The sequence below is a fragment of the Rhodoplanes elegans genome (assembly GCF_016653355.1).
GTDB classification, from domain to species: Bacteria; Pseudomonadota; Alphaproteobacteria; order Rhizobiales; family Xanthobacteraceae; genus Rhodoplanes; species Rhodoplanes elegans.
Map to the genome: position 1 here is coordinate 1 of NZ_NHSK01000265.1, position 23775 is coordinate 23775.

Here is a 23775-nt window from a genome sequence, read left to right on the forward strand (position 1 = left end):
GCGGGCTCCGACCTCTCCCCGCGCGCGGGGAGAGGTGAAGGCTTCAGCAGGCGCGCACGGCCTCGGGCTTGTCGCCCTTCTTCTTGCGGCCCTTCGGCGCGGCCTGCAGGTCGGTGGCCTGGGCCTCCGTGATGGTGCGCGTCTCGTCGAAGCCGAAGTCGACCTTCTTGGACTGCGGACCCCAGTAGCCGACGCGGCCGAGATCGTAGAACTTCCGCTCGAACGAGCTCTTCAGATAGGCCTTCATGCAGCCCATCATGTAGCGGCGCTTCTCGCGATCCCGGATGAACGGATACTCCAGGAACATCTTGCGCATGTAGAAGCGGCGATAGTTGTTCATCACGCGGTCGAGCAGCTCGGGCCGCGTCATCGCGTCCGGCTTCATGATCGGCGTGACGAAATTGTACTTCTCGAAGTCGAACACCTCGACCTTCTCGCCCATGTCCTGGAACAGGTCGGAGAACGGCCACGGCGTGAACATCGACCAGTTGGCCATGTCGCAACCCCAGTCGCGGGCCATCTGGTAGGTCTCTTCCAGCGTCTCGCGGGTCTCGTTCTCGAGGCCGACGATGAACTGCGCCTCGGAGACGATGCCGTGCTTGCGCAGGAGCTCGATGGCGCGCTTGTTCTGCGCCACCGTGGTCTCCTTGTTGAACAGGTCGAGCTTGAGCTGCGCCGCCGCCTCGGTGCCGAGCGAGATGTGGATCAGGCCGGCCTTGCGGTAGAGCGGCAGCAGCGCCTCGTCGCGCAGGATGTCGGTGACGCGCGTGTTGATGCCCCACATCACCGGCAGCTTGCGCCGCACCAGCTCCTCGCACAGCGCGACGAACTTCTTGCGGTGGATGGTCGGCTCCTCGTCGGCCAGGATGAAGAAGCCGACGTCGAACTCCTTCACCAGCACCTCGATCTCGTCGACCACCTTGATCGGATCGCGGACCCGGTAGGTGCGCCAGAACTTCCACTGCGAGCAGAACGAGCAGGTGAAGGGGCAGCCGCGGGCGAAGTTCGGGATCGCGACCCGGCAGCCGAGCGGGATGTAGTTGTACTGGTTCCAGTTCAGGATGCCCCAGTCGGGGCTCAGCATGTCGAGATTCTCGATCGGCGGCGCCGCCGCCGTCGCGATGATGTTGGCGCCGTCCGAATAGGCGATGCCCTTGACGGTGTCGGGGTTCTTCTTGAACTCGCCGGAGTCGATCGCGCGCACCAGGTCGAGCAGGATCTGCTCGCCCTCGCCGCGGATCACCACGTCGATCCAGGGCGCCTCGGCCAGCACCTGCTTGTACATGAAGGTCGCGTGGATGCCGCCGATCGCCGTCACGGCGTTCGGGCACTCCTCGCGGGCGATCTGCAGCGCGCGCTCGGCCTTGTAGATCGCCGGCGTGATCGCGGTGGCGCCGATCAGGTCCGGCTTCAGGCGGCGGAACTCGGCACGGAGCTGATCCTCGGTGAGGTCGTCCGTCATCGCGTCGATGAAGGTGACGTCGGTGTAGCCGTTGGCCTTCAGCGTGCCGGCCAGATAGGCGACCCAGGCCGGCGGCCAATTGCCGGCGATTTCCGCTCCGCCCGAGTGGTAGTTGGGATGCAGGAGCAGAATACGCATGGCGGACCTCCCGGGGCGTTGGACGCGCGTGCTGTTGCCGACGGCGTGCGGATCAATGCGCGTGATCGTCAATCACCATTAGACAGCAGGGACTGACAATCGAAATTGACAATTGTCATGCGGGGTCGCTTCGCGCGACCGTCGCGGTTCAGGTTTCCAGACGAACGAAGCTCGCGCCGCGACCGCGGTCGGAGGCGCTGATCTCGCGCTGCCCGAGACGCTCGAACAGGTCGAGCACCCAGACGACGCGGCGATTGAGATCCCACCACGCGGTGCGGGCGGGATCGGGACGGACGCGGCCGAGCTGATGGGCCTCGACCGCCTCGACCAGGAAGCGCGTCTCGGCGAGCGGCTCGATCGGCTCCGCCTTGGGCACCAGCGGCGCCGTCGCGAAGGCGCGGGCGAGCAGCTCGAGCTTCCGGCGGCCCGGCACATAGGCGCGCTGCGACACGGAATCGAGGCCGTTCGCCTCGATCACCCGGCCGATCTCGGCATACATGATGCGGGCGGCGAGGATGCCGGGACGGCAGCCGAAGGGCAGCTTGGCGATGCCGGCCTCGGCGCGCGTGTAGAGCACGTCGGCGGCGGCGAGCATGCGGGCGACGACGCGGGCGATGCGGTCATCAAACACCGGATCGGCCAGCCACGCGTCGGGGTCGAGCCCCTCCTCGCGCATCCAGGCGAGCGGCATGTAGATGCGGCCCATCCGGGCGTCCTCGCCGATGTCGCGGCAGATGTTGGTGATCTGCATCGCGACGCCGAGGTCGCAGGCGCGGGCGAGCGTGGCCGGGTCGCGCACCCCCATCAGCAGCGTCATCATGGCGCCGACCGTGGCGGCGACCCGGGCCGAGTAGGCGAAGACGCCGGAGAGATCCTCGTAGCGGCGGCCCTCGGTGTCCCAGCCGAGGCCTTCCAGCAGCGCCTCGGGGATCGCCCGCGGGATGGCGTAGCGCGCCACCATGTCGGCGAAGGCGCGGTCGGTCGCGGTCGGCAGCGGCCGGCCCTCGTAGGCGAGCGCGAGGCGCTCGCGCAGCCGCGCGACCGCGTCTTTCTCGCTGTCCTCGCCGTCGACCTCGTCGTCGGCGAAGCGGCAGAAGGCATAGAGCGTGTAGGCGGGCGAGCGCACCGCGCAGGGCAGCAGCAGCGAGGCCGCGAAGAAGGTGCGCGAGCCCTGCCGGATCATCGCCCGGCAGGCCGCGACGTCCTCCTCGGAGGCTTTAGGATTCTCGAGCCAGATCGGCACCATGGGGCACCACGGAGTCGAGCACGCGGGCGGACGACAGGACGCCGGGCAGGCCGGCGCCCGGATGGGTGCCGGCGCCGACCAGGAACAGCCGGTCGACCTCCTCGCTGCGGTTGTGGGGACGGAACCACGCGCTCTGGGTGAACACGGGCTCGAAGCTGAACGCGGCCCCGAGAACGGAGCGGAGTCGCGTGTGGAAATCCTGCGGCGTGACGATGCGGGACGTGACGATGTTCTCGTCCAGGCCGGGCAGCACCGTGCGGCCCAGGAACTCGGCGATGGCGCGGCGATACGGCTCGGCGGCGTGCGCCCAGTCGATCCCGCTGGCGAGATTCGGCACCGGCGACAAGACGTAGAAGCCGTCGCAGCCCTCCGGGGCCAGTGACGGGTCGGTCGCGGTCGGATGATGCAGGTAGAGGCTGAAGTCGGGCGCGAGCACCTTGCGGTCGAAGATGTCGCGCAGGAGCTCCTTGTAGCGCGGCCCGAGCAGGATCGTGTGGTGCGGGACGCCGCGATACTGGCGCTTGGTCCCGAAATACCAGACGAACAGGCTCATCGAGTAACGGGCATTGTCGAGCTTCTTGTCGGTCCAGCGGCGCCGCACCTCGGCCGGCAGGAGCTTGCCGTAGGTCCAGGCGGCGTCGGCATTGGAGACGACGATGTCGGCGGCGAGCGTCTCGCCCGAGGCGAGCCGGACCCCGGTGGCGCGCCCGCCCTCGACGGTGATGGCCGCGACCTCGCTGTTGTAGCGGATGCTGTTGCCCTGGCCCTCGATCAGCCCGACCAGACCCTTGACCAGCGCGCCGGTGCCGCCGCGCGGAAACCAGACGCCGAACTTGTTCTGCAGATAGGTGATCAGGCAGTAGATCGAGGTGACGGCGAACGGGTTGCCGCCGATGAACAGCGGGTGGAAGGACAGCGCGATCCGGATGCGCGGATCCTTCACGTAGCTCGCCGCGAGGCCGTGGACGGTGCGCCAGCTCTGCAGCCGGATGAAGTCGGGCAGCACCTTGGCCATGGAGGCGAGCGAGCCGAACGGGACGTTCGACAGCTTCTCGAAGCCGACCTCGTAGATGTCCTTGCTCTTGGCGAGGAACCGCTCCCACCCCTCGACGTCGCCGGGGGCGAGACGCGCGATCTCGCGGCGCATCGCGTCGAGATCGCTGCATTCGGTGTAGGTTTCGCCGTCGTCGAACCGGATCTGGTAGTACGGATCGATCGGCTCGAGCGTGATGTCGTCGGAGAATTTCTTGCCGGCGACCGACCACAGCTCCTCGAACACCTTGGGAAGCGTGACGATGGTCGGCCCGGCGTCGAACGTGAAGCCGTCCTGGCGGAACACGTAGGCGCGGCCGCCCGGCTGGTCGAGCTTCTCCAGCACGGTGACGCGATAGCCGCGCGCACCGAGCCGGACCGCGGCGGCCAAGCCCCCGAATCCGCTACCGATCACAATGGCATGAGGCACGCGGGCCCCCGATCCGACCACGGGAGAAGGCGGCCTGTCGAGTGTCAAGCTGGACATCACGGCGAACTGTAACAGCAAATTGACAGTCGAGCTAGGCCGCAGGCGGACCAAACGCGGTATTCGTGCTTCTACGCATGCGTCATCGTGAACGCAGTCCGACCGGGCCGGATGCAGGGCCGCCGCCCCATCCGCCCCGCCCGTCGCGAGCCGGGCTCAGGGGCGGCGCTTGGACGGGGCCTTCGGGCTTTGCGGCCCCCGCCTCCTCGCCCCCGCGCCCGGAGAAAGAAAAACGGCGCCGTGCGGCGCCGCCAGGGGGTCGGCGCGGCCGTCTTCCGCGGCCGCGGTTACGGTTCGCCGGCCCGCCGGCCGGGCCGGCCGTCAGGCCGGGATCTGCTTCTGCTCCGCGGCGCGCTTCGCCTTCAGCGCCTTCAGGACCTTCTCGGAGGTCGCCGGCAGCGACGTGATGCGCACCCCGACCGCGTCGTAGATCGCGTTGGTGACGGCCGCCGCGGTCGGCACCAGGCTCGGCTCGCCGACCGCCTTGGCACCGAACGGCCCCGTCTCGTCGAAGTTCTCGACGATGTCCTCGTCGATCTCCGGCATGTCGAGCGAGGTCGGCAGGATGTAGTTGGTCAGGTTGCAGTTCACCTGCCGGCCGGTCTTGTCGAACAGGATCTCCTCGTAGAGCCCGAAGCCGAGGCCCATGTAGACGCCGCCGTCGATCTGGCCTTCGACCAGCATCGGGTTCACGGCCGTGCCGCAGTCGTGCGACGCCGTGATGCGCAGCACCTCGACCTCGCCGGTCTCGTCGTCGACGTCCACCTCGGCGATCTGGGTGGCGTAGACATAGGTGCCGAACGGCTTGCCCTGCCCCTCGGCGTCCATCGGCACCATCGGCGGATCCCAGGTGGCGCTGCCGATCGGCGGCGTGCCGACGCCGTTGTAGGCGCGGCTGCAGACGTCCGCGAGCGCCGCGGCGCGGCTGGGGAATCCCTTCACCTGGATCTTGCGGTCCTTGGCCTCGAGCTGGTCGGGCTTCACGCCGAGCATGCCCGAGGCGACCTGGAACAGCGTGCCGCGCGCCATCTCGGCGGCGAGCCGCACCGCGTTGCCGGTGATGTAGGTGGTGCGGCTGGCGATCGCGCCGGTGTCCATCGGGCAGGTGTCGGTGTCGCCCGACACGATGTGGATGTCGTTCGGCGCGATGCCGAGCGCCTCGGCGGCGATCTGGCTCAGCGCACCGAGCGAGCCCTGCCCGGTCTCCACCGTGCCGGTGAGGACGACGGCGCTGCCGTCCTCGTTGAGCTTCACCACCGCGCCGCTCGGGTTCGAGTAGCCGGTGAAGCCGACCGGATACCACATGCTGGCGATGCCGCGTCCCCGATGCTTCATCAGCGCGCCTCCCATCCGAATTTTCGCGCGGCGTTGTTCAGCGACTCGATCACCTTGACGCTGTGCAGCACCTGACCCGTGGCCGACATCGAGCCTTCGCGGAAGAAGTTCTTCAGGCGAATCTCGATCGGATCGATGCCGAGATCGCGGGCGATCTCGTCCATCTGGGACTCGTAGGCGAAGCACACCTGCGGGGCGCCGAAGCCGCGCATCGAGCCGGACGTCGTCTTGTTGGTGTAGACGACGCAGCCTTCGACGTGGATGTTCTCGATCTGATACGGCCCGGGCGCCAGGATCGAGGCCTTGCCGAGCGTCGTCTCGGAGAACGAGCAGTAGGCGCCGCCGTCCAGCACCATGCGGATCTGGCGGGCGATGATCTTGCCCTCCTTCGTCACGCCGGTCTTGTAGTCCATGATCATCGGGTGCCGGATCGTCGAGGCGACGAACTCCTCGACCCGGGTGAAGCGGCCCTTCACCGGGCGCCCCGCCTTCTTCGACAGCAGCGCCAGCACCGGCTCGTGGCGGATCTCGTTCTTGCCGCCGAAGTTGCCGCCCACCACGGTGCCGATCACCCGAATGCGGCTGATCGGGATGCGCAGGGTCTTCGCGAGATCGACGCGCGCCAGCGTGATCCGGCCGATGGTGGCGTAGACGGTGAGGCGGCCGTTGGCGTCCCAGTCGGCGATCGACGTGAACGGCTCCATCGGCGCATGCTCGATGCCCGGCGTCGTGTAGCGGTTCTCATAGACCCGGTACGACTGGGCGAAGCCCTTCTCGACGTCGCCGCGACGGATCAGCTTCTTGAAGTAGATGTTGGTGTCGCCGCCGTGGACCTTCGGCGCGTCGGGCGAGAGCGCCTCGATCGGATCGTAGACGCCGGGCAGCGGCTCGTACTCGACCTCGATGGCGTCGATTGCCGCCTGGGCGATCTGCTCGGTGACGGCCGCCACCGCGGCGACACCGTCGCCGGCGTGGCGAACGATCTCGTCGACCAGCAGCGGCTGATCGACGATCGAGGTGCCGAACAGGTTGAGCGGGATCTCGCGGCCGAGCAGCACGGCCTTGACTCCCGGCATCGCCTCGGCCTTCGAGACGTCGATGCGCTTGATCCGTGCCGACGAGAGGCCGGCCCGCTTGATCTTGGCGTAGAGCATGCCCGGCAGGGCGATGTCGTCGATGTAGCGGGTCAGCCCGAGGCCGTGATTGCGGCTGTCCGGGCGTTGCGCCCGCAGGCCGACGGCGCGGGTCTGCTCGCCCACCTGCGGGACGAGCGGCGGCTCCAGCGGCAGCGTCGTCGGCGGGGCGACGGCGGGAAGCCGCAGGTCCTCGTCCGAGCGCCGCAGCACCTCGACGGGGGCGACGCGCGCCTTCTCCAGAACGTCCGTGGCGACGGCGGGTTCGCGTTCCAACAGATCCTCGGCCATGCGTCTCACCTCTGCTGCGGCGCTGCCAACGCGGGGGTCTCGGGCGACTGCAACATCCGGGCGGCCTCGTGGACGCCGTCGATCATCTTCACGTAGCCGGTGCATCGGCACAGGTTGCCGGCCAGCGCCGTGCGAATCTCCTGCGTGGTCGGGTTCGGAATCTCGTCGAGCAGCGCCTTCGCGGTCATGATCACGCCGGGGCCGCAGAAGCCGCATTGCAGGGCGCCGTTCTCCTCGAACACCTTCTGCAGCGGATGCAGGCCGTCGCGGGTGGCGAGCCCCTCGATGGTCGTGACGGTGCGGCCATCCGCCTGGGCGGCCAGCATCAGGCAGGCGTTCACGGCGAGGCCGTCGACGATCACGGTGCAGGCGCCGCAATCGCCGATGTCGCAGCCGGTCTTGGCGCCGGTGAGCAGGAAGTGCTCGCGCAGAAGCACGAGCAGCGTCGTCTCGGGCGGCACCGAGGCGGAACGGAGTTCGCCGTTGACGGTCAGGGTCACGTTCACGATGCGAGATCCTTCTGGTTCGGCGTGACGCGGGCGAGGCTGCCGGCGAGCGCGCGCTTCACCAGCACGGCGATCAGGTCGAGCCGATACTCGGCGCTGGCACGGAAGTCGGTGATCGGCTTCGCCTCGGTCGCGGCGATGCGGCCGGCCTCGGCCATCGCCTCCTCGCTGATCGGACGACCGGAGAGATACGCCTCCGCCTTCGGGGCGCGAATGACGGTCGGCGCGACGGCGCCGAGCGCGATCGCCGGCTCGGCGAACACACCCTCGCCGCCCCAGAACGCGGCGGCGGCGTTGACCAGCGCCAGCGCCTGGCCCTTTCGCAGCCCGAATTTCTGGAAGGCCGCCGGCTTGCCGACGTTGCGCTTCGGGATGACGATCTCCACCAGGAGCTCGTCCGGCGCGAGGCTCGTCCGGCGCGGGCCGACGAACAGCCCGGAAAGCGGGATGGTGCGGCGGCCGCCCGGCCCCAGGATCGCCACCTGCGCATCGAGCGCGAGCAGGGCCGGTCCCGAATCCATCGACGGCACGCAGGTGATCAGGTTACCCCCGATGGTGCCGAGATTGCGGGTCTGCAAGGCGCCGATCACCACGGCCGCCTCGGCCAGCGCCGGCAGCGTCTGCGCGACGAGCGGCGACTCGACGATCTCGGTATGGGTCGTGAGCGCGCCGATGCGAAGTCCCGCGTCGGTCAGCGCGATGCCCTTCATGTCGGCGGCGCGCGAGATGTCGACCATCACGTCGGGCGGCGGATGCGGCGAGTTCTTCAGATCGGCGAGCAGATCGGTGCCGCCGGCCAGCACCTTGGCGCCTTTGCCGTACTCGGCCAGCAGGGCGACCGCGTGCTCGGCGCTCTTCGCCGCGACATATCCGAACGGTTTCATGTGTCACGTGCCTCGGCGGTGGGCCGGACGGCTCCGGTGCCGGCGCACAGGTCGCGACCCCAGGGTCCATCATGGACCGCGGACGGCGGGCGCGGCGGAGCGCGACACGAGGCAGAGACGAACCGGCTGAACGACTTGCAGCTGAACGACGTGGAAAACGTGCATGCTTCCGACCGAGGCGACAACCCCGGGAATCACGGGCCACATCGTCGCGGGGCGCAGAACTGCGCCCCCGGGCCGGCGCTACGCCGGTCCGCGGCGCCGAAAAACCGAGGCATTTCAGAATCGTTCCGGTGTACGCGCCAACTCGTGACGAACGGGACGGGATTCTGTTCCGGGACGACGAGAATTCCGCAACAATCTCATTGCGTTGCAGCATGAGCCGCGACGCCGTGCTGCAGCGCGGAACAATTCGTTTCCGTCATGGCCGGGCTCGTCCCGGCCATCCACGCTCTTCTGCGCACCGGCTCAGACAGGCGTGGATGCCCGGCACAAGGCCGGGCATGACGAGGTCGAGGACTATCGCACCGCGTGCGACGAACTGATCACGACACGAAGGCGCACTTGGAGGCCGGGGTGCGGGTGTCCATGTCGCGGCCGCGGTTCATGTGGTCGTCGGCCTCGGCCGCGCAGCCGAGCATGCGGGCGTAGAGGAAGATCGTGAAGGCCGCCGTCTCCAGCCTGTCGCGGCCGATCTCGCCGGCCCGGAACGGCGCCCACAGGAGCTTCAAGAGCAGCGCCGAGAGGAGCGCGTCGACGTTGACGCAGTAGACGTTGCGCGACACCCCGGTCTCGAACAGCGCCTGCACGACGGCGTGATAGAAGGCGTGGAAGACGTTGTACTCGCCGCGCTTCTCGGCGAGCTCGCGGACATAGGCCTCGCGCGGATCCGTGTTGACCGGCTTGTCCTTGAACACCGGGTGATTGACGCCGGGAATCTTCTGGAAGGAGGCGTTGCCGGCCTCCTTCTTCTCCGCCTTGTAGTCCCGGTAGGCGGCCGCGTAGGTCTTGGCGAGCGCGGCGAGATCGATGCCGTGATCACGATCGCCCGGATCGGCGAGCCCGGTCTCTTCGAAGCGGTCGATCAGGAAGGCGATGCCCTCGTAGCCGTTGCCACCATGGGCGTAGCCGCAATGCGTCAGGAAGCCGAGCATCGCCTTGTTGAGCTGGACGCGCTCGGGCGACTCCGGCCCGTCGGACGAGACCGCGCCCTTGGCGCCCTGCGCCGTGATGGTGCCGGGGCCGTTGGAGAGCAGGAGCCCGATCAGCATCTGGAAGGCGAACAGCGCATCGGGATCGCCGGCGCGGCCGGTGAGCGCCGTGTAGGCGACGGTGCCGAGCGACGCTTCGCGGATCAGCGTCTCGTTCGCGTATCCGCAGAACGACTCCGGCGTATGCGCGGCGGCGTCGACCGAGGCACCGATCATCACGCCGAACAGATGCATCCACCACGGCAACGACTCGGCGGTGAGCGGCGAGATGCGCTTGCGCATCAGCGGCCCCCAGGCGAGCGAGGCGGCGATCGCGGCGCGGGCCGCGTCGAGCGTCGGATGGCCGGGCAGCGTCTGCAGCCAGCGCACGAACGGCGCCTTGGCGCCGCGCGCCTCGACGCCCGCGATCAGCGCCTCGGCGCGCGGGTCGGGCGTGTCGGAGACGAACAGGGCGCGGTTCTCGGCGCTCGCCTGGACGCTCGCGAGATCGAAGCCGTCGTCGAGCACACTCGTCAGTCCGGCGTGGACGAACTCCTCGAGCAGCAGCCGCACCAGCCGGCGCGTGCCCTCGAACTCTTTCGGTCCGGCGATGCTGACGGCGGCGGCCAGCACGGCGTTCGGCGCGTTGCCGGCCTCGCGCGCCGCCTGCGCGGCCGCGAGCAGCGGCGTGCCGTGGAGATTGAGGCTCGCGCCGACCAGCGTGTTGATCAGGGCGCGGTCGTTGGGCCCGCCGACCTGGCGCAGCAGCGCCAGCGCGACATTCGCCTCGAACGGATGCTGGGCGGCGTCGAGCACCGAGACGCCGTTGAGCGTCGTCACCTGGGTCGCCGCGTCCATCTGCGAGGCGCCCGAGGCGTCCTTCATGGACTGGCGCGCGAAGGCGGCACCGAGCTGGCGGTTCAGCCGCGCGATCTCGCGTCCGTAGGGCGCCACCGCCTCGACCACCGGAAGGTCCAACTCCTCCGGCAGCGTCAGACCCATGTTGGAGCCGAACCACGGCTTGAGGCGCAGATTGCCCTCCGGCGCGAAGTCCGGCAGGCAGGCGTTCGCCTGCATCACGGCGGTGAGCGCATGCGTGATGTGGGCGATGTTGGTGACCACGGCGCCGCGCCGCGAGAAGATCGGCCGCTCCGGCGTGAACACGCCGTCGACCTCGAACTTCTCCATGAACCAGCGCTCCTTGGCGCCGGCGTCATCGTCGCCGCCCGACATCGCACCGGCGTGGCCGACCGGCCTTGTGAGCTTCGACTTCCAGCGGCCGACCACGCAGGCGACCACGGGCTTCGTGAAGGTCGCCTCCAGCTCGTAATGGCCGCCCGGCTCGACATAGAGCACGGCCGCCTTGCTGCGCATGTCGTTGGCGAGGCAGTAGGCGAACTCCGGCGCGGCGAAGTGGATGTAGAGATCCTTGCCCGAGGAGATCAGCGTCGTGGTGCCCCATCCCGCCATGCGCAGATAGGTCGCCATCGTGGTGGTGAAGTTGCCCGAGTTGGAGAAGATCGCGATCGAGCCGCGGCGCAGGGCCTCGCGCGGATTGTCGCCGCCGAGCGCGCCGCCGATGCGCACCTCGTTCCACGAGTCGGCGACGCCGAGGCTGTTGCCGCCGAAGATGTCGATGCCGTGCTGCTGGCCCATCGCGCGGATTTCGCGCGAATCGTGCACCGACATCTTCTCGGTCACGATGAAGATCTTGCGCAGCTCGGGATTGACCCGGATCAGCTCGGCGACGCCGTCGCGGGCGCCCGAGGGCGGCAGATAGATGACGCCGCAGTTGAAGCGGTGGCCGTTCTCCAGGCCCTCGCGCACGTCGTTGTAGACCGGGATGCCGCCGAGCGAGGTCTTGAGCCACTGCCCCGAGCGCCCCGGCGAGGTGCCGAACACCACGTTGCCACCCGAATAGACGTGGCCGACCGGCGTCACGTCCTTCGACTCGCCGCCTAGCACGTTGAGCACGCAGACGCGATCGTGCCGCGAGGCGATCTGGTCGAGCGACGAGATGCCGACGAAGTACTTGAAGGGGCCGATGCCGTCCTTGTGCATGGTCGTGTCCGCTGGTGACGTCGCGTTTATGGCCGGCGCGAGTTTCGGGCCGCTCGCCCCTTCCCCGTCATCCTGAGGTGCTCGCGCAGCGAGCCTCGAAGGATGCACGGCCCGGGAGCATCCGGACCGGCCACCGCCGATCCGGAGAGTGTCGAAGCCGTCTCGGGCGTGTCCGAGACGAGTGCCCGTCGCCCTTCGAGGCCCGGCTGCGCCGGGCACCTCAGGGTGACGGATCGAGACTTGTTCATCACTCTACGCCGCCGTCGGCGAGGCGATCTTCAGGCTCTCGGCGACGAGGGCGCGGCCGCCCTCGCGCATCCAGGCGTCGGCCCGCTTGGCGTAGCCGATCACCTCGCTGATGTCGGAATCAAAGCCGAAGATCCGGTACGGCAGGCCGAGCGCCTCGACGGTGTCGCGCAGCGCCCCGAAGCCGCGGATCAGGTTCGGCCCGCCGCGCGCCGCGACCACGTAGAGCGGCGTCGGGCCGTTCTTGGAGAAATGCTCGCGCAGCGCGTCGGAGATCGCCCGCAGCGTCTCGAAGATGTCGGTGTTGTTCGCCTTGCCGCCGACGATGAACAGCACGTTCGACTGCTTGAGCCAGTGCTTGAAGCAGATCGCCGCGACCTCGCGCATCTTGGCGTAGGGCGGGTTGCCGCCGAAGTCCGACGAGATGATCGCGAGATCGCCGAGGATCTCCGACACCAGCGAGTTGGCGCCGCCCCCGAATGTCGGCGCCAGAATCGTGCCGTGCGGATTGATCACGTAGACGTCGCTCTGCCCCTGATAGGTGCGGAGCTGGTTGATCTCCTGCTCGAAGTCCGAGTAGTCGACGGCGAACAATTCGGCCGGCAGGCCGAGACGCAGCCAGCGGCTGTCGTCGCGGTCGAAGCCGCACTTGAAGTCGCAGGCGACCGGCGTGAGCCGCCCGTCGCGATCCGGGCGCATGCGGATCGGGTTCAGCTCCAGCGTCGTCATGCCGTAGCCGTGAAAGAGCTCCCACATGCGCGGCAGCGTCTGCACCAGCGGCGAAATGATGGCGCTCGGGGCGTGCAGCGAGGACAGCGCGTTCGCCACCACGAAGGCCTTCAGGCCGGTGAGCGAATCGAACGGGATCTGCGCCACCCGGCTCTTGTCGAGCTCCTCGATGTCGACACCGCCCTCGTGGGTGAGCGTCATGGTCGGGGCGCGGAACCGCGTCGCGTCGGTGATCGAGAAGTAGACCTCGTGCTCGGCCGGCACCAAGCCTTCGAAGGTGACGCCGTTCGCCTTGAAGCGGAAGCCGCCGGATTCGAGCTCGGCGAAATAGAGCCGCTCCTTCTCCTTCAGCGCGGTCTTCAGGTCGCGGGCGATGCCGATCAGGCCGGCCTTGCCCTTCTTGCCGACGCCGCCCTTGAACACCGGCTTGATCACGATGCCGCCGTGGCGGTCGATGAGGCTCTTGATCTCGGCCTCGCTGGCCCCCGGCCCGAGCACCTCGGAGGTGGGGAAGCCCGCGAACTGCAGAAGCTTCGCGCCGTATAGCATGCCGGTGATCTGCATCGATCGCGTCCCACGGTCCGTCGCGGCCGCCCGATCGGCCGCGGTTCCAAGATACCGACACGATACCGGACCGCCCGCCCCGCTTCTAGGTGCAGGGGCGGTTGGCGTCGATCCGGTGATCCTCTGGTCGGCGCATCAAATTGCCGCGCCGGACCACTTTTCGCCCTCGCAGCAAGAGGGTTATTGCGCGGCGCGGAACAAACCATGCGCCGTGCAAAACAAACGGCCGGGGCATGGCCCCGGCCGTCGAAGACGAATCACGGCTGGACCGCGGCTCAGTCGGCGTACTGGCCGGCCGCCTTGATGATCGGCGCCCAGCGATCGATCTCGCTGATCAGCATCTTCTCGTGGACCTGCGGGGTGGCCCGCTCGGGGGCGACCGGCTCGGTCGTGATGTCACGGAAGCGCTTGGCGAGCTCGGGATCCTTCATGGCGGCGACGATCGCGTCGGAGAGCTTCTTGACGATCTCGGGCGGCGTGCCCTTGGGTGCGTAGACGCCGTGCCAGACGCTGATCTCGAAGCCCGGCAGCCCGGCCTCGTCGGCGGTCGGCAGGTCCGGAAAGGTGCTCATGCGGGTCTTGGTGGTGACCGCATAGGCCTTCACCTGCTTGGAGGTGATCGGCCCCGTGGTGTTGGTCGCCTGGTCGCAGGTCATGTCGACCTGCTTGCCGAGCAGATCGTTCATGATCGGACCGTTGCCCTTGTAGGGCACGGTCGTCACCTGGGTCTGCAGCGCCGTCTGGATCAGCATGCCGCAGAGTTGCGACGCGGCACCGAGGCCGGCATGCGCGTAGGACACCTTCTCCTTGTTGGCCTTGATGTACTCGATCAGCTCCTTGAGCGTGTTCGGGCCGAAATCGGGGCGCGCGATGATGGTCTGCGGCGACTCGGTGACGAGACCGAGCGGCACGAACGCGGTCTTGGTGTCGTAGGGCAACTTGCGGTAGAGCGTCGCCGCGGTCGACAGACCGACGTGATGGATCAGCAGCGTGTAGCCGTCCGGTGCGGCGCGCGCGACGCGGGCCGAGCCGATGGTGCCGCCGGCGCCGACCGCGTTCTCGATGATGATCTGCTGGCCGAGCGACTTCTGCATGCTCGCGGCCGTGATCCGCGCGATCGTGTCGGTCGGGCCGCCGGCCGCGAAGGGGACCACCACGGTGATCGGCCGGTCGGGATAGTTCTGCGCCATCGCCGGGCTCACAGCGAACGCCAGGACAGCGGCAATCGTCATCAAACGCATCTGCAACGTCCTCCTTGCCCATCTTTCCGGAAAGGTCGAGCGGGCCGGAACCGGCCGCCGGGTCTGCAGGCTGGCGACCCGTGATACCACGCGTTGCGCCCGCACGCATGTGCGCTCGCGTCCGACCAAACCCTTACGGGACAAAACGGTATTTTGCTCCGGCCGCCGCTATCTCGCGGTGCAGCGAGGCCCCTCCTACCCGCCGGTGGCGAAGCCCGGATAGCAGGTCATACCGCCGTCGACGAACAGCGTGATGCCGTTGATGTAGTCGGCCATGTCGGAGGCCAGGAACACGGCCGCGTTGGCGATGTCCTGCGGCTCGCCGATGCGCCGATACGGGACCAGCGTCATCAGCTGGGCGTAGGCCTCGGGCGTGTTCCAGGCCGAGGTGTTGATCGGCGTGCGGATGGCGCCGGGTCCGATGGCGTTGACCCGGATGCGATGCGGCGCCAGCTCCTGGGCGAGGCTCTTCATCATCATCTGGATGCCGCCCTTGGAGGAGGCGTAGTTGACGTGGCCGGCCCACGGGATCACCTCGTGTACCGAGCTCATGCAGACGATCTTGCCGGCCGCGACCGAAACCTCGCGGCGCACGCCGCGGCGCAGGAACTCCTTCGCCGCCTCGCGGGCGCAAAGGAACTGGCCGGTGAGATTGACGCCGATCACCTTGTTCCATTCGGCCATCGTCATGTCGACAAGGGCCGAATCGCGCTGCAGGCCGGCATTCGCCACCATGATGTCGAGCGTGCCGAACGTCTTCACGGCCTGCGCCACCATGGCGACGACCTCGTCCTCCTGCGACACGTCGGCCTTCACGGCGAGCGCCCGGCGGCCGGTCTTCTCGATCGCGGCGACGACCGCGTCGGCGGAGCCCGCGACGTAGTTGACGACCACGTCGGCGCCCGCCTGCGCCATGGCGATCGCGACGGCCTGGCCGATGCCGGAATTGGCGCCGGTGACCAGCGCGACCTGGCCGGTCAGGAGCTGCGGCATGCGGTCGTAGGCCGGCAGGTCGGTGTCGAACTCGCGCGGCGAGACGGCGGGGGTCGAGGTCGTCATGCAGGGCTCCAGGTGTCGGAACGCGATGTCGTGATTCGTCAGCGGCCCGGCCGGGCGTCTTCGCCGTGAGTGCCCTCGCCGTTGGTCAGCCCAAAGAAGCGCTCCTTCAGGATCGGGTCGGCACCGTTCCACAGCGCCAGGCCGAGGCAGAGATGCTGGCCGACGTCGCACCAGCCGCCGATCGCGTACTCGCCCCAGCGACAGGCGCGGCTGCGCGCGGCGTCGTGAGTCAGGTAGAACCAGGCGTCGCCCGAGGCCGAGTAGTCCTCGCGCACCGTGCCCCACTGGCGATCGCTGACATAGGGGCCGAAGCGCCGCCACGGAGCCGCGCCGGCATTCGCCTCGGCGAGGCGGCGCCCCTCGGCCGTCGGCGCGAGCGGATCACTCACCGCGGCCCCGCCGGAGCGCCGGCGGGCGGCGGGGCGGGCGCCGTCTCGGGCGGCCTGCTCTCGGGTGCCCTCGGGCCGCCGGGCTTGGAATCGCCAGACTTGGAATCGCCAGACTTGGAATCGCCCAGCTTGGTGTCGGAGGACTTGGCGACGAGCTTCTCGACGGTCGCCTGCAGGGCGGCGACCGTCGCCTTCAAGACGGCGATCTCAGCCGCCGCGGCGGCGAGGCGCTGATTGGCGAGCGTGTTGTTGCGAGCGATGACGGACTGCAGATACTCGACATTGGCCTGCAGGCAGCCGGTGCGCCGGTCCATCTGGGATTCGCGGCCGCACGCCTCGAGGCCGCGCACGTCCTGGGCCGCCGCCGGTGACGCGAGCCCGGTCGCGACCACCCCTGCGACAGCGACCGAGGCGACCACGGCCGTCCTGACGAGCGCCGGAGCGACGCGACCTGCGATCCCGATCATGACCGGCCCTCGTTCGAGAACGGCGACGCTAGCGCGCGAATCTTAACGGGGTTTGTCGGTCTACGCGAGCGCCCCGACGGGCGTCGGGTGTTGCGGGCCTCAGCCCGCTTCGCGGGCGGCGGCGAGGTTTCGGCGCAGGATCGGCTGATCGGCGAGCGCCAGCGCCTGCTCGAACACGGCCGCCGCGGCGGCGTGGTCGCGGGCATGATTCATCAGCAGCGTGCCGAGATTGTTGAGGGCGACGAAGTCGGTCGGATCGGCCGCGGCGGCGCGCCGGAAGGCGGCCAGCGCCGCGTCCATGTCGCCGGCCGCGAGCTTCGCGTTGCCTTCGGCGAAGTCGCGCTTGCCCGCGATCGCGCGGGCATAGGCGTCGGCGTCCTCGCACAGCGCGGCGCGGCGCGCCAGGAGGGTCCGGTCCGGGCAGTCGGGATCCTTCAGCGCGGTGGCGAGCCGGGCGCGGGCGCTGTCACGGTCGCCCGACAGATAGGCCGCCTCGGCGCGCACCCGCAGCACCTCCGGGGTCTCGCCGTGCTGGTCGGCAAGACGCGCCAGCAACGCCTCGGCGCCGGCGAAGTCGGCCTGCGCGAGTCGCGCCAGCGCGAGATTGTGCAGCACCCGCCGGGTCTCGCCCTCGATCGCCTGGATGCGGCGGAGCCAGCGCTCCGCCTTGGCGTAGTCGCCGGTCGCCAGCCCGTTGAGGGCCAGCCGCTCGTAGGCGCGCAGCAGCAGCAATTTGAGCATGGGCCGCTCCTCCGCGTGTCCGACCGATCGGTTCGAGGTTCGACCCTCTCCCTTCGCGGGAGAGGGTGCCCTCGCGGAACACGAGGGCGGGTGAGGGGGCGTGCCACGAATTCCGAGCGCGCGGAAGGCCCCCTCACCCGTCTCGCCGCTGCGCGGCGAGCCACCCTCTCCCGCGAGGGAGAGGGTGGCCGCCACCGCAGTTTCGGCAGCCGCCGGTCAGACGACCAGCGACAGCAGCCAGGCGAACAGGAACGCCACCAGGCCGACCACCAGGGTCGCCGTGGTGTAGAGCTTGTAGGCGACGTTCACGGGCATGTTGGAGAACTGCGACACGACCCAGAAGTACGAGTCGTTCGCGTGCGACACCACCATCGAGCCGGCGCCGATGACCACGGCCGTGATCGCCGGGTCGAGCCCGAGCGTCTTCATCAGCGGCGCCATGATGGCCGCCGTGGTGATGATCGCCACCGTCGACGAGCCCTGCGCGGTCTTCAACGCCGCCGATATGGCGAAGGGCAGGAACAGGCCGAGCGGCAGATGCGCCATGTTGGTGCCGATGAAATCCTTCATGGGCGACGCTGCGAGCACCTTGCCGAACGAGCCGCCGGCGCCCGTGATGGCGAGGATGATGGCGGCGTCTTTGATGCCCTGGCCCATCCACGAGTCGACCGCGACCGAGAGCTCCTTGCGCGGCACCAGGAACAGGCTGGCGACCACGCCGAGCATCAGCGCCGTCACCGGATCGCCGATGAAGTCGAAGAAGACCTTGCCGAACCCGTCGCCGAACGGCCGGGTCGGGAAGTCGGCGATCGACTTGAGGAGGATCAGCACGATCGGCAGCACCAACGGCAGGAAGCTCATGAAGGTCGACGGCAGCGCGCCGTACTTCGCCATGAGGTCGCTGTAGCTCTCCTCGACGCCGGGTGAGATGTCGTACTTGCGGCCCATCAGGCTCGCCCAGGCGAGGCCGGCGAGCGACGACGGGATCGCGACGATCATGCCGTAGAGGATGACGAGGCCGAGATCGGCGCCCAGCGTCGCGGCGGCGGCGAGCGGGCCGGGCGTCGGCGGCACCATCGTGTGCGTGGCGTAGAGGCCGGTGGCGAGCGCCACCGCCATCACGCCCATCGAGGTCTTGGTCTCGGCGGCGAGCGCCTTGTTGAGGGGCGTGAGAATCACGTAGCCCGAGTCGCAGAACACCGGGATCGACACGACGTAGCCCGCGATGTTCATGGCGAGCGGCGCCCGCGACCGCCCGACGAGGCGCAGGATCGCCTGCGTCATCACCAGGGCCGCGCCGGTCTTCTCCAGGATGTAGCCCATGATCGTGCCGGCCACGATCACGATGCCGATGTAGGTGAGCGTCCCGCCGAAGCCCTCGCGCACCGCCTTGACGACATCGAGCGCCGGCATGCCGATCGCCAGGCCATAGGCGAAAGCGACCACGATCAGGACGACGAATGCGTTGACCTTCCACTTGCCGGTGGCGATCACGATCAGCACGACCGCGAGCGCCAGCAAGAGGATCGATACCGATCCTGATACCATTTTTGGAATCCCCCTCCGGCGCAGGATGAGACAGACGGCCGGATGGTGTTCCGCTATACGCCGGCGAATCGGACGCGGGAATCAGGGGTCTTGCGCACGTGGCGGCGCGCAACCGTGCCTGTGGTACGCGCTATCGCGCCGCTGCCTCCGCGGCGTCGAGCGGCGGCAGCGCCGCCGCGGCGTGGGAGGTGGCGATGCGCTCCGGGCTAGGCGTGCCGTAGAGCGTGGTGCGCTGGCGCGGCGTGCGGTCGGTGCCGCGGATCAGCGCCTCGAGCGCGGCCGGCGTCATCTCCTGGCCGTGCGACGCGCCCGCCGCACGCGTGATGCTCTCGTTCATCAGCGTGCCGCCGACGTCGTTCGCGCCGGCGTTCAGGCAGACCTGCGCGCCCTCGGCGCCCATCTTCACCCACGAGGTCTGTATATTTTCTACCAGCCCGTGCAGCACCAGTCGCCCGACGGCGTGCATCAGCACGGATTCGCGGAACGTGGGGCCGAGCCGCGACTGCCCGCGCAGGTTGATCGGCGCCTCCATGGCGACGAAGGGCAGCGGCACGAATTCGGTGATGCCGCCGGTGCGGCTCTGCAGCCGTCGCAGATGGAGGAGATGCCGGGCCCAGTGCAGGGGCGTGTCGACATGGCCGAACATGATGGTCGCGGTGGTGCGCAGGCCGGAGCGGTGCGCCGCCTCGACCACCTCGAGCCACTGCGCGACCGTAACCTTGTCGGGGCAGATGATCGCCCGCACCTCGGGGTCGAGGACCTCGGCGGCCGTGCCGGGCAGCGTGCCGAGCCCGGCGTCGCGCAGCCGCGGGAGAAACTCCGCCGGCGTGAGCCCGAGCGTCTTCGCGCCCTGGAACGTCTCCAGCGGCGAGAAGGCGTGGATGTGCAGGTCCGGAAGCTCCGCCTTGATGGCGCGGCACAGCGCGACATAGAAGTCGCCCGTGTAGTCGGGATGAATGCCGCCCTGCAGGCAGACCTCGACGGCGCCGCGCTCCCACGCCTCGCGGCAGCGCGCGACGACATCGGGAATCGTCAGCTCGTAGGGCTTTCCGCGCAGGTGTTCGGTCGTCTTGCCCTTGGAGAAGGCGCAGAAGCTGCAGCGATACGAGCAGATGTTGGTGTAGTTGACGTTGCGGGTGACGACGTAGCTCACCGTGTCGCCGTTGACGTCGCGGCGCAGCGCGTCGGCGGTGCGGCACACCTCGTCGAACGCCTCGCCGCGCGCCGCGAACAGGGCGACGATCTCGGCCTCGGTCAGCTCCTCGCCGCGCGTCGCGCGGGCGAGAACAGGCGACAGCGAGCCCGGCCGCGGGCCGATCGCCGGCATCGCGGGCAGCGCCGCGCAGGCGCCGGGAGTCCAGGTCTCGACGCGGGCGAAGCCTTCGGAGTCGGAGGCGCGCAGCACCGCGGTGTGCAGGCCCTTGTCGATCCAGCGCGTGCGGTCGGCGATGTAGCGGCGATGCACGGCGAGCCGCGCGACCAGCACCTTGCCGGCCGCCGCGGTGTCGCGCGCCAGCGCCTCGAGATGCGGCCACGGCTTCTCGGGATTGACGTGATCGGGCGTGACGGGCGAGACGCCGCCCCAGTCGTCGATGCCGGCGGCGATCAGGCTCTTCAGATAGCCCGAGCCGAGATTGGGCGGCGCCTGGATGGTCACGTCGGTCGGCATGATCAGGCGCGCGACGGCGACGCTCCACAGATGCTCGGCCGCGTCCGGCTCCGGATGGTCGGCCATCCGGGTGCCGGGCTTGGCACGGAAATTCTGGACGATGATCTCCTGGAGATGCCCGTGCTGCTCGTGCAGGGCGCGCAGCGCCAGCAGGCTGTCGATGCGCTCCTCGCGCGTCTCGCCGATGCCGACGAGGATGCCGGACGTGAAGGGTACGCTCGCTTCGCCCGCCGCCGCGATGGTGGCGAGCCGCACCTCGGGCTGCTTGTCGGGCGAGCCGAAGTGAGCAGACCCACGCTGCATCAGGCGGTCCGAGACGGTCTCCAGCATCAGGCCCTGCGACACCGAGGCGGCACGCAGCCTGGCGACGTCGTTCGCCGTCATCACGCCGGCGTTGAGATGCGGCAGCAGGCCGGTCTCGCGTCGCACTAGATCCGCCATGGCGAACAGATAATCGAGCGTCGTCGCATGCCCGAGCCGGTCGAGCTCTTCACGCGCCGCGCGATACCTGAGTTCCGGCTTGTCGCCGAGCGTGAACAGCGCCTCCTGGCAGCCGGCCGCGGCGCCGGCGCGGGCGATGCCCAGCACCTCCTCGGGCGTCAGATACGCCGCCTCGCCGCGCCGCGGCGGATGCGCGAACGTGCAGTAGTGGCAGGAGTCGCGGCAGAGCTGGGTGAGCGGGATGAACACCTTTCTCGAATAGGTGATGCGGTCGCCGAAGGCGGCGTCGCGCGCCGCGGCGGCGGCCCGCATCAGCGCCGGCCCCGGCTCGATGGCGACGAGGAGGCGCGCCTCGCCGGCGGCGAGCGGCCGCGGCGCGCGGGCGAGCGCCAGAAGATCGAGCGCCGCAGGGCCGCGAACCTCGAGGTTCAGATCCTGGCTCATCGTCCCGCCTCCATGCCGGCCGGTGCCGCGCGCTCCAGATGCGCGGCGAGTCGCGCGGAAAAATCCGGGCCGAAGTCGGCGACCAGCCGGCCGGCCCGTGTCTGCGCCGTCGTGATCAGGAAATCGGCGAGGTCCTGCGGCTCGTCGATGTCGAAGCCGATGCCCGGCACCTCGACCACGGTCGGTTCGATCCCCTGGGCACGGGCCGCGTCGAGATGCGGATAGAAGCTGTTCGATCCGAAGCGCAGCGGCACCGCGTCGGCCGGCGTCATCAGGATCGCGTTGGAGCCCTGGAAGTCGCGCGCCGGCGCGATGGTGAAGCCGGGGTGGCCGTCCGCACCGGCGGCGCGATGCGCCGCGATCACCCGGCTCACGTCCGCGGGCGCGAGCAGCGGCAGGTCGCCCGGCAACGTGATCATGGAGAAGCCCTCGCGCACGAGCCGGCGCGCCCCGCCCGTCACGGCGCCGGTGTGGCCCTCGCTCGCCTGCGCGTCCGTGACCTCGGCCCCGTACTTGCTCGCCAGCGCCGCGACCGTCGCGTCCGCCGTCACCACCAGCACGCGGAAGAGCTCCGGCACCGCGGCCAGAACCTCGAGCACGTCCTCGGCCATCGCCATGGCGAGCGCGCTGCGCTGATCGGCGTCCAGCGCGGCGGCGAGGCGCTGCTTGGCGCCGACCACGCCCTTGATCGGCACGACCGCGCAAATCCGGTCGGCGCTTGCCGGAGCGATGCTCATGAGGCCACCCGCAGCCGGTCGGCGAAAGCCAGCACATCGGCGGCGAGCCGCTCGCGGTCGGCCAGCGTGATCATCAGGGTCCGGGTCGCGATCGCCGGGATGTCGAGCTGCTTCATGGCAACGTGGTCGACCTCGTCGACCACGTAGCCGTCGATCAGATCACGATAGCGCGCAGCGACCGCGGCGGCCGTCGCCGCGTCGCCGAGATCGGTCAGCATCGCGGCGGTCGGTCCCTTCACGGCGCGGCCGCCGATCAGCGGCGACACCGCGACGACCGGCGCCTTGCAGCCGGCGAGCGCCTCGCGCATCCCCGGCACGGCGAGGATCGGCTCGATGCTGATCAGCGGGTTCGACGGGCAGATCACCACGGCCCGCAGGTCCGGATCGGCGAGCGCGTCGAGAACGGCCGGCAGCGGCCGCGCCGCGTCGGCGCCGTCGAACAGGATCTCGCGCACCGTGAGCGACGCATGATGGCCGACGAACCAGTCCTGGAAGTCGAGCCAGCCCTGATCGGTGCGCACGCGCGTACGGAGCGGATCGTCGGTGACGGGCAGGATTTTCGTGGCGATGCGCAGCGCCGCACACATCTCGGCCGTCACCTGCGACAGCGTCGTGCCGTTGCTCAGCTTGTGAGTGCGCAGCACATGCATGGCGAGATCGCCGTCGCCGAGCCGGAACCAGCTCGGCCCGCCGAGCGCGGCCAGCGCCGACATGAAGCTCCAGGTCTCGCCGGCCCGGCCCCAGCCCTGCTGCGGATCGGCGAGCCCGGCGAGCGTATAGACCAGCGTGTCGATGTCGGGCGAGACGTGCAGGCCGAGATGAGAAAAATCGTCGCCGACATTGGCGATCACGCCGAGGGCGCCGGGCGGGAGCTTGCGCGACAGGCCGAGCACCAGCTTGGCGCCGCCGATCCCGCCCGAGAGCGTGACGACCTTTCCGGGCCCGGCCATCAGCGGAACAGATCCTCGCCCGGCCCGCGGATCAGATCCGCGGCGGGACGTGACGCGTCATCGTATACGAGGCCACGGACCAGCACGGCGGGCTGGCCCTCGGCGCCCTGCCCCATCAGCAGCGAGGCGGCCGCGGCGATCTCGTCGGCGAAGCCGGTCTCGGTGACGCGCAGCGGGCGGCCGTAGAGGTCGGGCGCGCCACGCAGGTCGCGCAATGCCGGCAGGCCGGCGGCGCCGAGCGCGACGCCGACCGTGCCCTGACGCCACGGCCGGCCGAAGCTGTCGCTGATCACGACGGCGAGCGGCACGCCGAAGCGCGCCGAGAGCGCCGCCGAGAGACGCGCCGCCGAGGCGTCGGCGTCCTGCGGCAGCAGCAGCACGGGGTCGCTGCCTTCGACGGGATCGACGTTGGAGCGATCGATGCCGGCATTCGCCATCACGAAGCCGCAGCGGTGCTCGACGATCAGCACGTGCTTGGAGTGGCGCACGACGCGGCGCGACTCCGACAGGATCACCTCGACGAGCCGCGGATCCTTGTCGGTCTCGGCGGCGAGCCGCTCCGCCTCGGCCGACGGCGTCACGGTCGCGAGGTCGACATAGCGGCCCTCGGCCTTCGACACGATCTTCTGGGCCAGCACCAGCACGTCGCCTTGCGCGACGCCGCCGACCGCCGCGAGGCCGCGACCGAGCAGATCGGCGAGATCGTCGCCCGGCCGCACCAGCGGCAGGCCGGGCAGCGCGACCAGCGCGAGCCGGCTCGCGGCGGCGTCCGGCGCGGGCGCGGC

General features: G+C 69.6%; 18 protein-coding genes and 1 pseudogene. All 19 read right to left on the reverse strand.

What is annotated here, in order from left to right; translation table 11 throughout:
* Positions 1–43: 43 nt before the first annotated feature.
* Complete coding sequence (gene bchE, locus CCR97_RS27985) at positions 44–1600, reverse strand: magnesium-protoporphyrin IX monomethyl ester anaerobic oxidative cyclase (RefSeq protein WP_111359747.1); 1557 nt, start codon at positions 1598–1600, stop codon at positions 44–46.
* A 148-nt stretch (positions 1601–1748) separates the two neighbouring features.
* Positions 1749–2846, reverse strand: a complete 1098-nt coding sequence (locus CCR97_RS27990) for a phytoene/squalene synthase family protein (RefSeq protein WP_111359746.1) — start codon at positions 2844–2846, stop codon at positions 1749–1751.
* A complete protein-coding gene (locus CCR97_RS27995; protein WP_111359745.1) occupies positions 2818–4365 on the reverse strand; it encodes a phytoene desaturase in 1548 nt (515 codons plus the stop codon). Before CCR97_RS27995 ends, CCR97_RS27990 begins: the two co-directional genes overlap by 29 nt.
* Before the next feature lie 321 nt (positions 4366–4686).
* Positions 4687–5700 carry a molybdopterin cofactor-binding domain-containing protein gene (locus CCR97_RS32435; protein WP_170146003.1) on the reverse strand — a complete coding sequence of 338 codons (1014 nt, stop codon included), beginning with the start codon at positions 5698–5700 and terminating at the stop codon, positions 4687–4689.
* Complete coding sequence (locus CCR97_RS32440; protein ID WP_170146004.1) at positions 5700–7124, reverse strand: molybdopterin cofactor-binding domain-containing protein; 1425 nt, start codon at positions 7122–7124, stop codon at positions 5700–5702. The genes CCR97_RS32435 and CCR97_RS32440 overlap by 1 nt, the downstream gene beginning before the upstream one ends.
* Before the next feature lie 5 nt (positions 7125–7129).
* A complete protein-coding gene (locus CCR97_RS28010; RefSeq protein ID WP_111359495.1) occupies positions 7130–7630 on the reverse strand; it encodes a (2Fe-2S)-binding protein in 501 nt (166 codons plus the stop codon).
* Positions 7627–8514, reverse strand: coding sequence for an FAD binding domain-containing protein (locus CCR97_RS28015; protein ID WP_111359496.1), 888 nt, complete (start codon positions 8512–8514; stop codon positions 7627–7629). The genes CCR97_RS28010 and CCR97_RS28015 overlap by 4 nt, the downstream gene beginning before the upstream one ends.
* Positions 8515–9059: 545 nt before the next feature.
* Positions 9060–11765: a CoA-binding protein gene (locus CCR97_RS28020; protein WP_201160094.1), complete on the reverse strand. Its 2706-nt coding sequence runs from the start codon at positions 11763–11765 to the stop codon at positions 9060–9062.
* A 252-nt stretch (positions 11766–12017) separates the two neighbouring features.
* Complete coding sequence (locus CCR97_RS28025) at positions 12018–13304, reverse strand: ATP citrate lyase citrate-binding domain-containing protein (protein ID WP_111359368.1); 1287 nt, start codon at positions 13302–13304, stop codon at positions 12018–12020.
* A 275-nt stretch (positions 13305–13579) separates the two neighbouring features.
* Positions 13580–14545 (reverse strand): tripartite tricarboxylate transporter substrate-binding protein, encoded by a 966-nt coding sequence (locus CCR97_RS28030; protein ID WP_111359367.1) that lies wholly within the window; start codon positions 14543–14545, stop codon positions 13580–13582.
* A 195-nt stretch (positions 14546–14740) separates the two neighbouring features.
* Positions 14741–15604, reverse strand: a complete 864-nt coding sequence (locus tag CCR97_RS28035; RefSeq protein WP_111359366.1) for an SDR family oxidoreductase — start codon at positions 15602–15604, stop codon at positions 14741–14743.
* Positions 15605–15654: 50 nt separating this feature from the next.
* A pseudogene (locus CCR97_RS28040) lies at positions 15655–15993 on the reverse strand (MGH1-like glycoside hydrolase domain-containing protein); the annotation flags it as partial.
* The gene (locus tag CCR97_RS28045) at positions 15990–16460 is read right to left on the reverse strand and encodes a hypothetical protein (RefSeq protein WP_201160095.1); all 471 of its coding nucleotides are present in this window, start codon (positions 16458–16460) and stop codon (positions 15990–15992) included. The gene CCR97_RS28045 and the pseudogene CCR97_RS28040, both read right to left, overlap by 4 nt.
* Positions 16461–16559: 99 nt before the next feature.
* Entirely contained in the window at positions 16560–17201 is a 642-nt protein-coding gene (locus CCR97_RS28050) for a tetratricopeptide repeat protein (protein ID WP_111360721.1), read from the reverse strand.
* 216 nt (positions 17202–17417) lie between these two features.
* Complete coding sequence (locus CCR97_RS28055; RefSeq protein WP_111359980.1) at positions 17418–18749, reverse strand: GntP family permease; 1332 nt, start codon at positions 18747–18749, stop codon at positions 17418–17420.
* A 130-nt stretch (positions 18750–18879) separates the two neighbouring features.
* A complete protein-coding gene (gene cofH, locus CCR97_RS28060) occupies positions 18880–21303 on the reverse strand; it encodes a 5-amino-6-(D-ribitylamino)uracil--L-tyrosine 4-hydroxyphenyl transferase CofH (RefSeq protein WP_201160096.1) in 2424 nt (807 codons plus the stop codon).
* The gene (gene cofC, locus CCR97_RS28065; RefSeq protein ID WP_111360409.1) at positions 21300–22040 is read right to left on the reverse strand and encodes a 2-phospho-L-lactate guanylyltransferase; all 741 of its coding nucleotides are present in this window, start codon (positions 22038–22040) and stop codon (positions 21300–21302) included. The genes cofH and cofC overlap by 4 nt, the downstream gene beginning before the upstream one ends.
* Positions 22037–22990 (reverse strand): 2-phospho-L-lactate transferase, encoded by a 954-nt coding sequence (gene cofD, locus CCR97_RS28070; RefSeq protein ID WP_111360410.1) that lies wholly within the window; start codon positions 22988–22990, stop codon positions 22037–22039. Before cofD ends, cofC begins: the two co-directional genes overlap by 4 nt.
* Positions 22990–23736: a coenzyme F420-0:L-glutamate ligase gene (gene cofE, locus CCR97_RS28075; RefSeq protein ID WP_201160098.1), complete on the reverse strand. Its 747-nt coding sequence runs from the start codon at positions 23734–23736 to the stop codon at positions 22990–22992. The genes cofD and cofE overlap by 1 nt, the downstream gene beginning before the upstream one ends.
* Between the last annotated feature and the right edge of the window lie 39 nt (positions 23737–23775).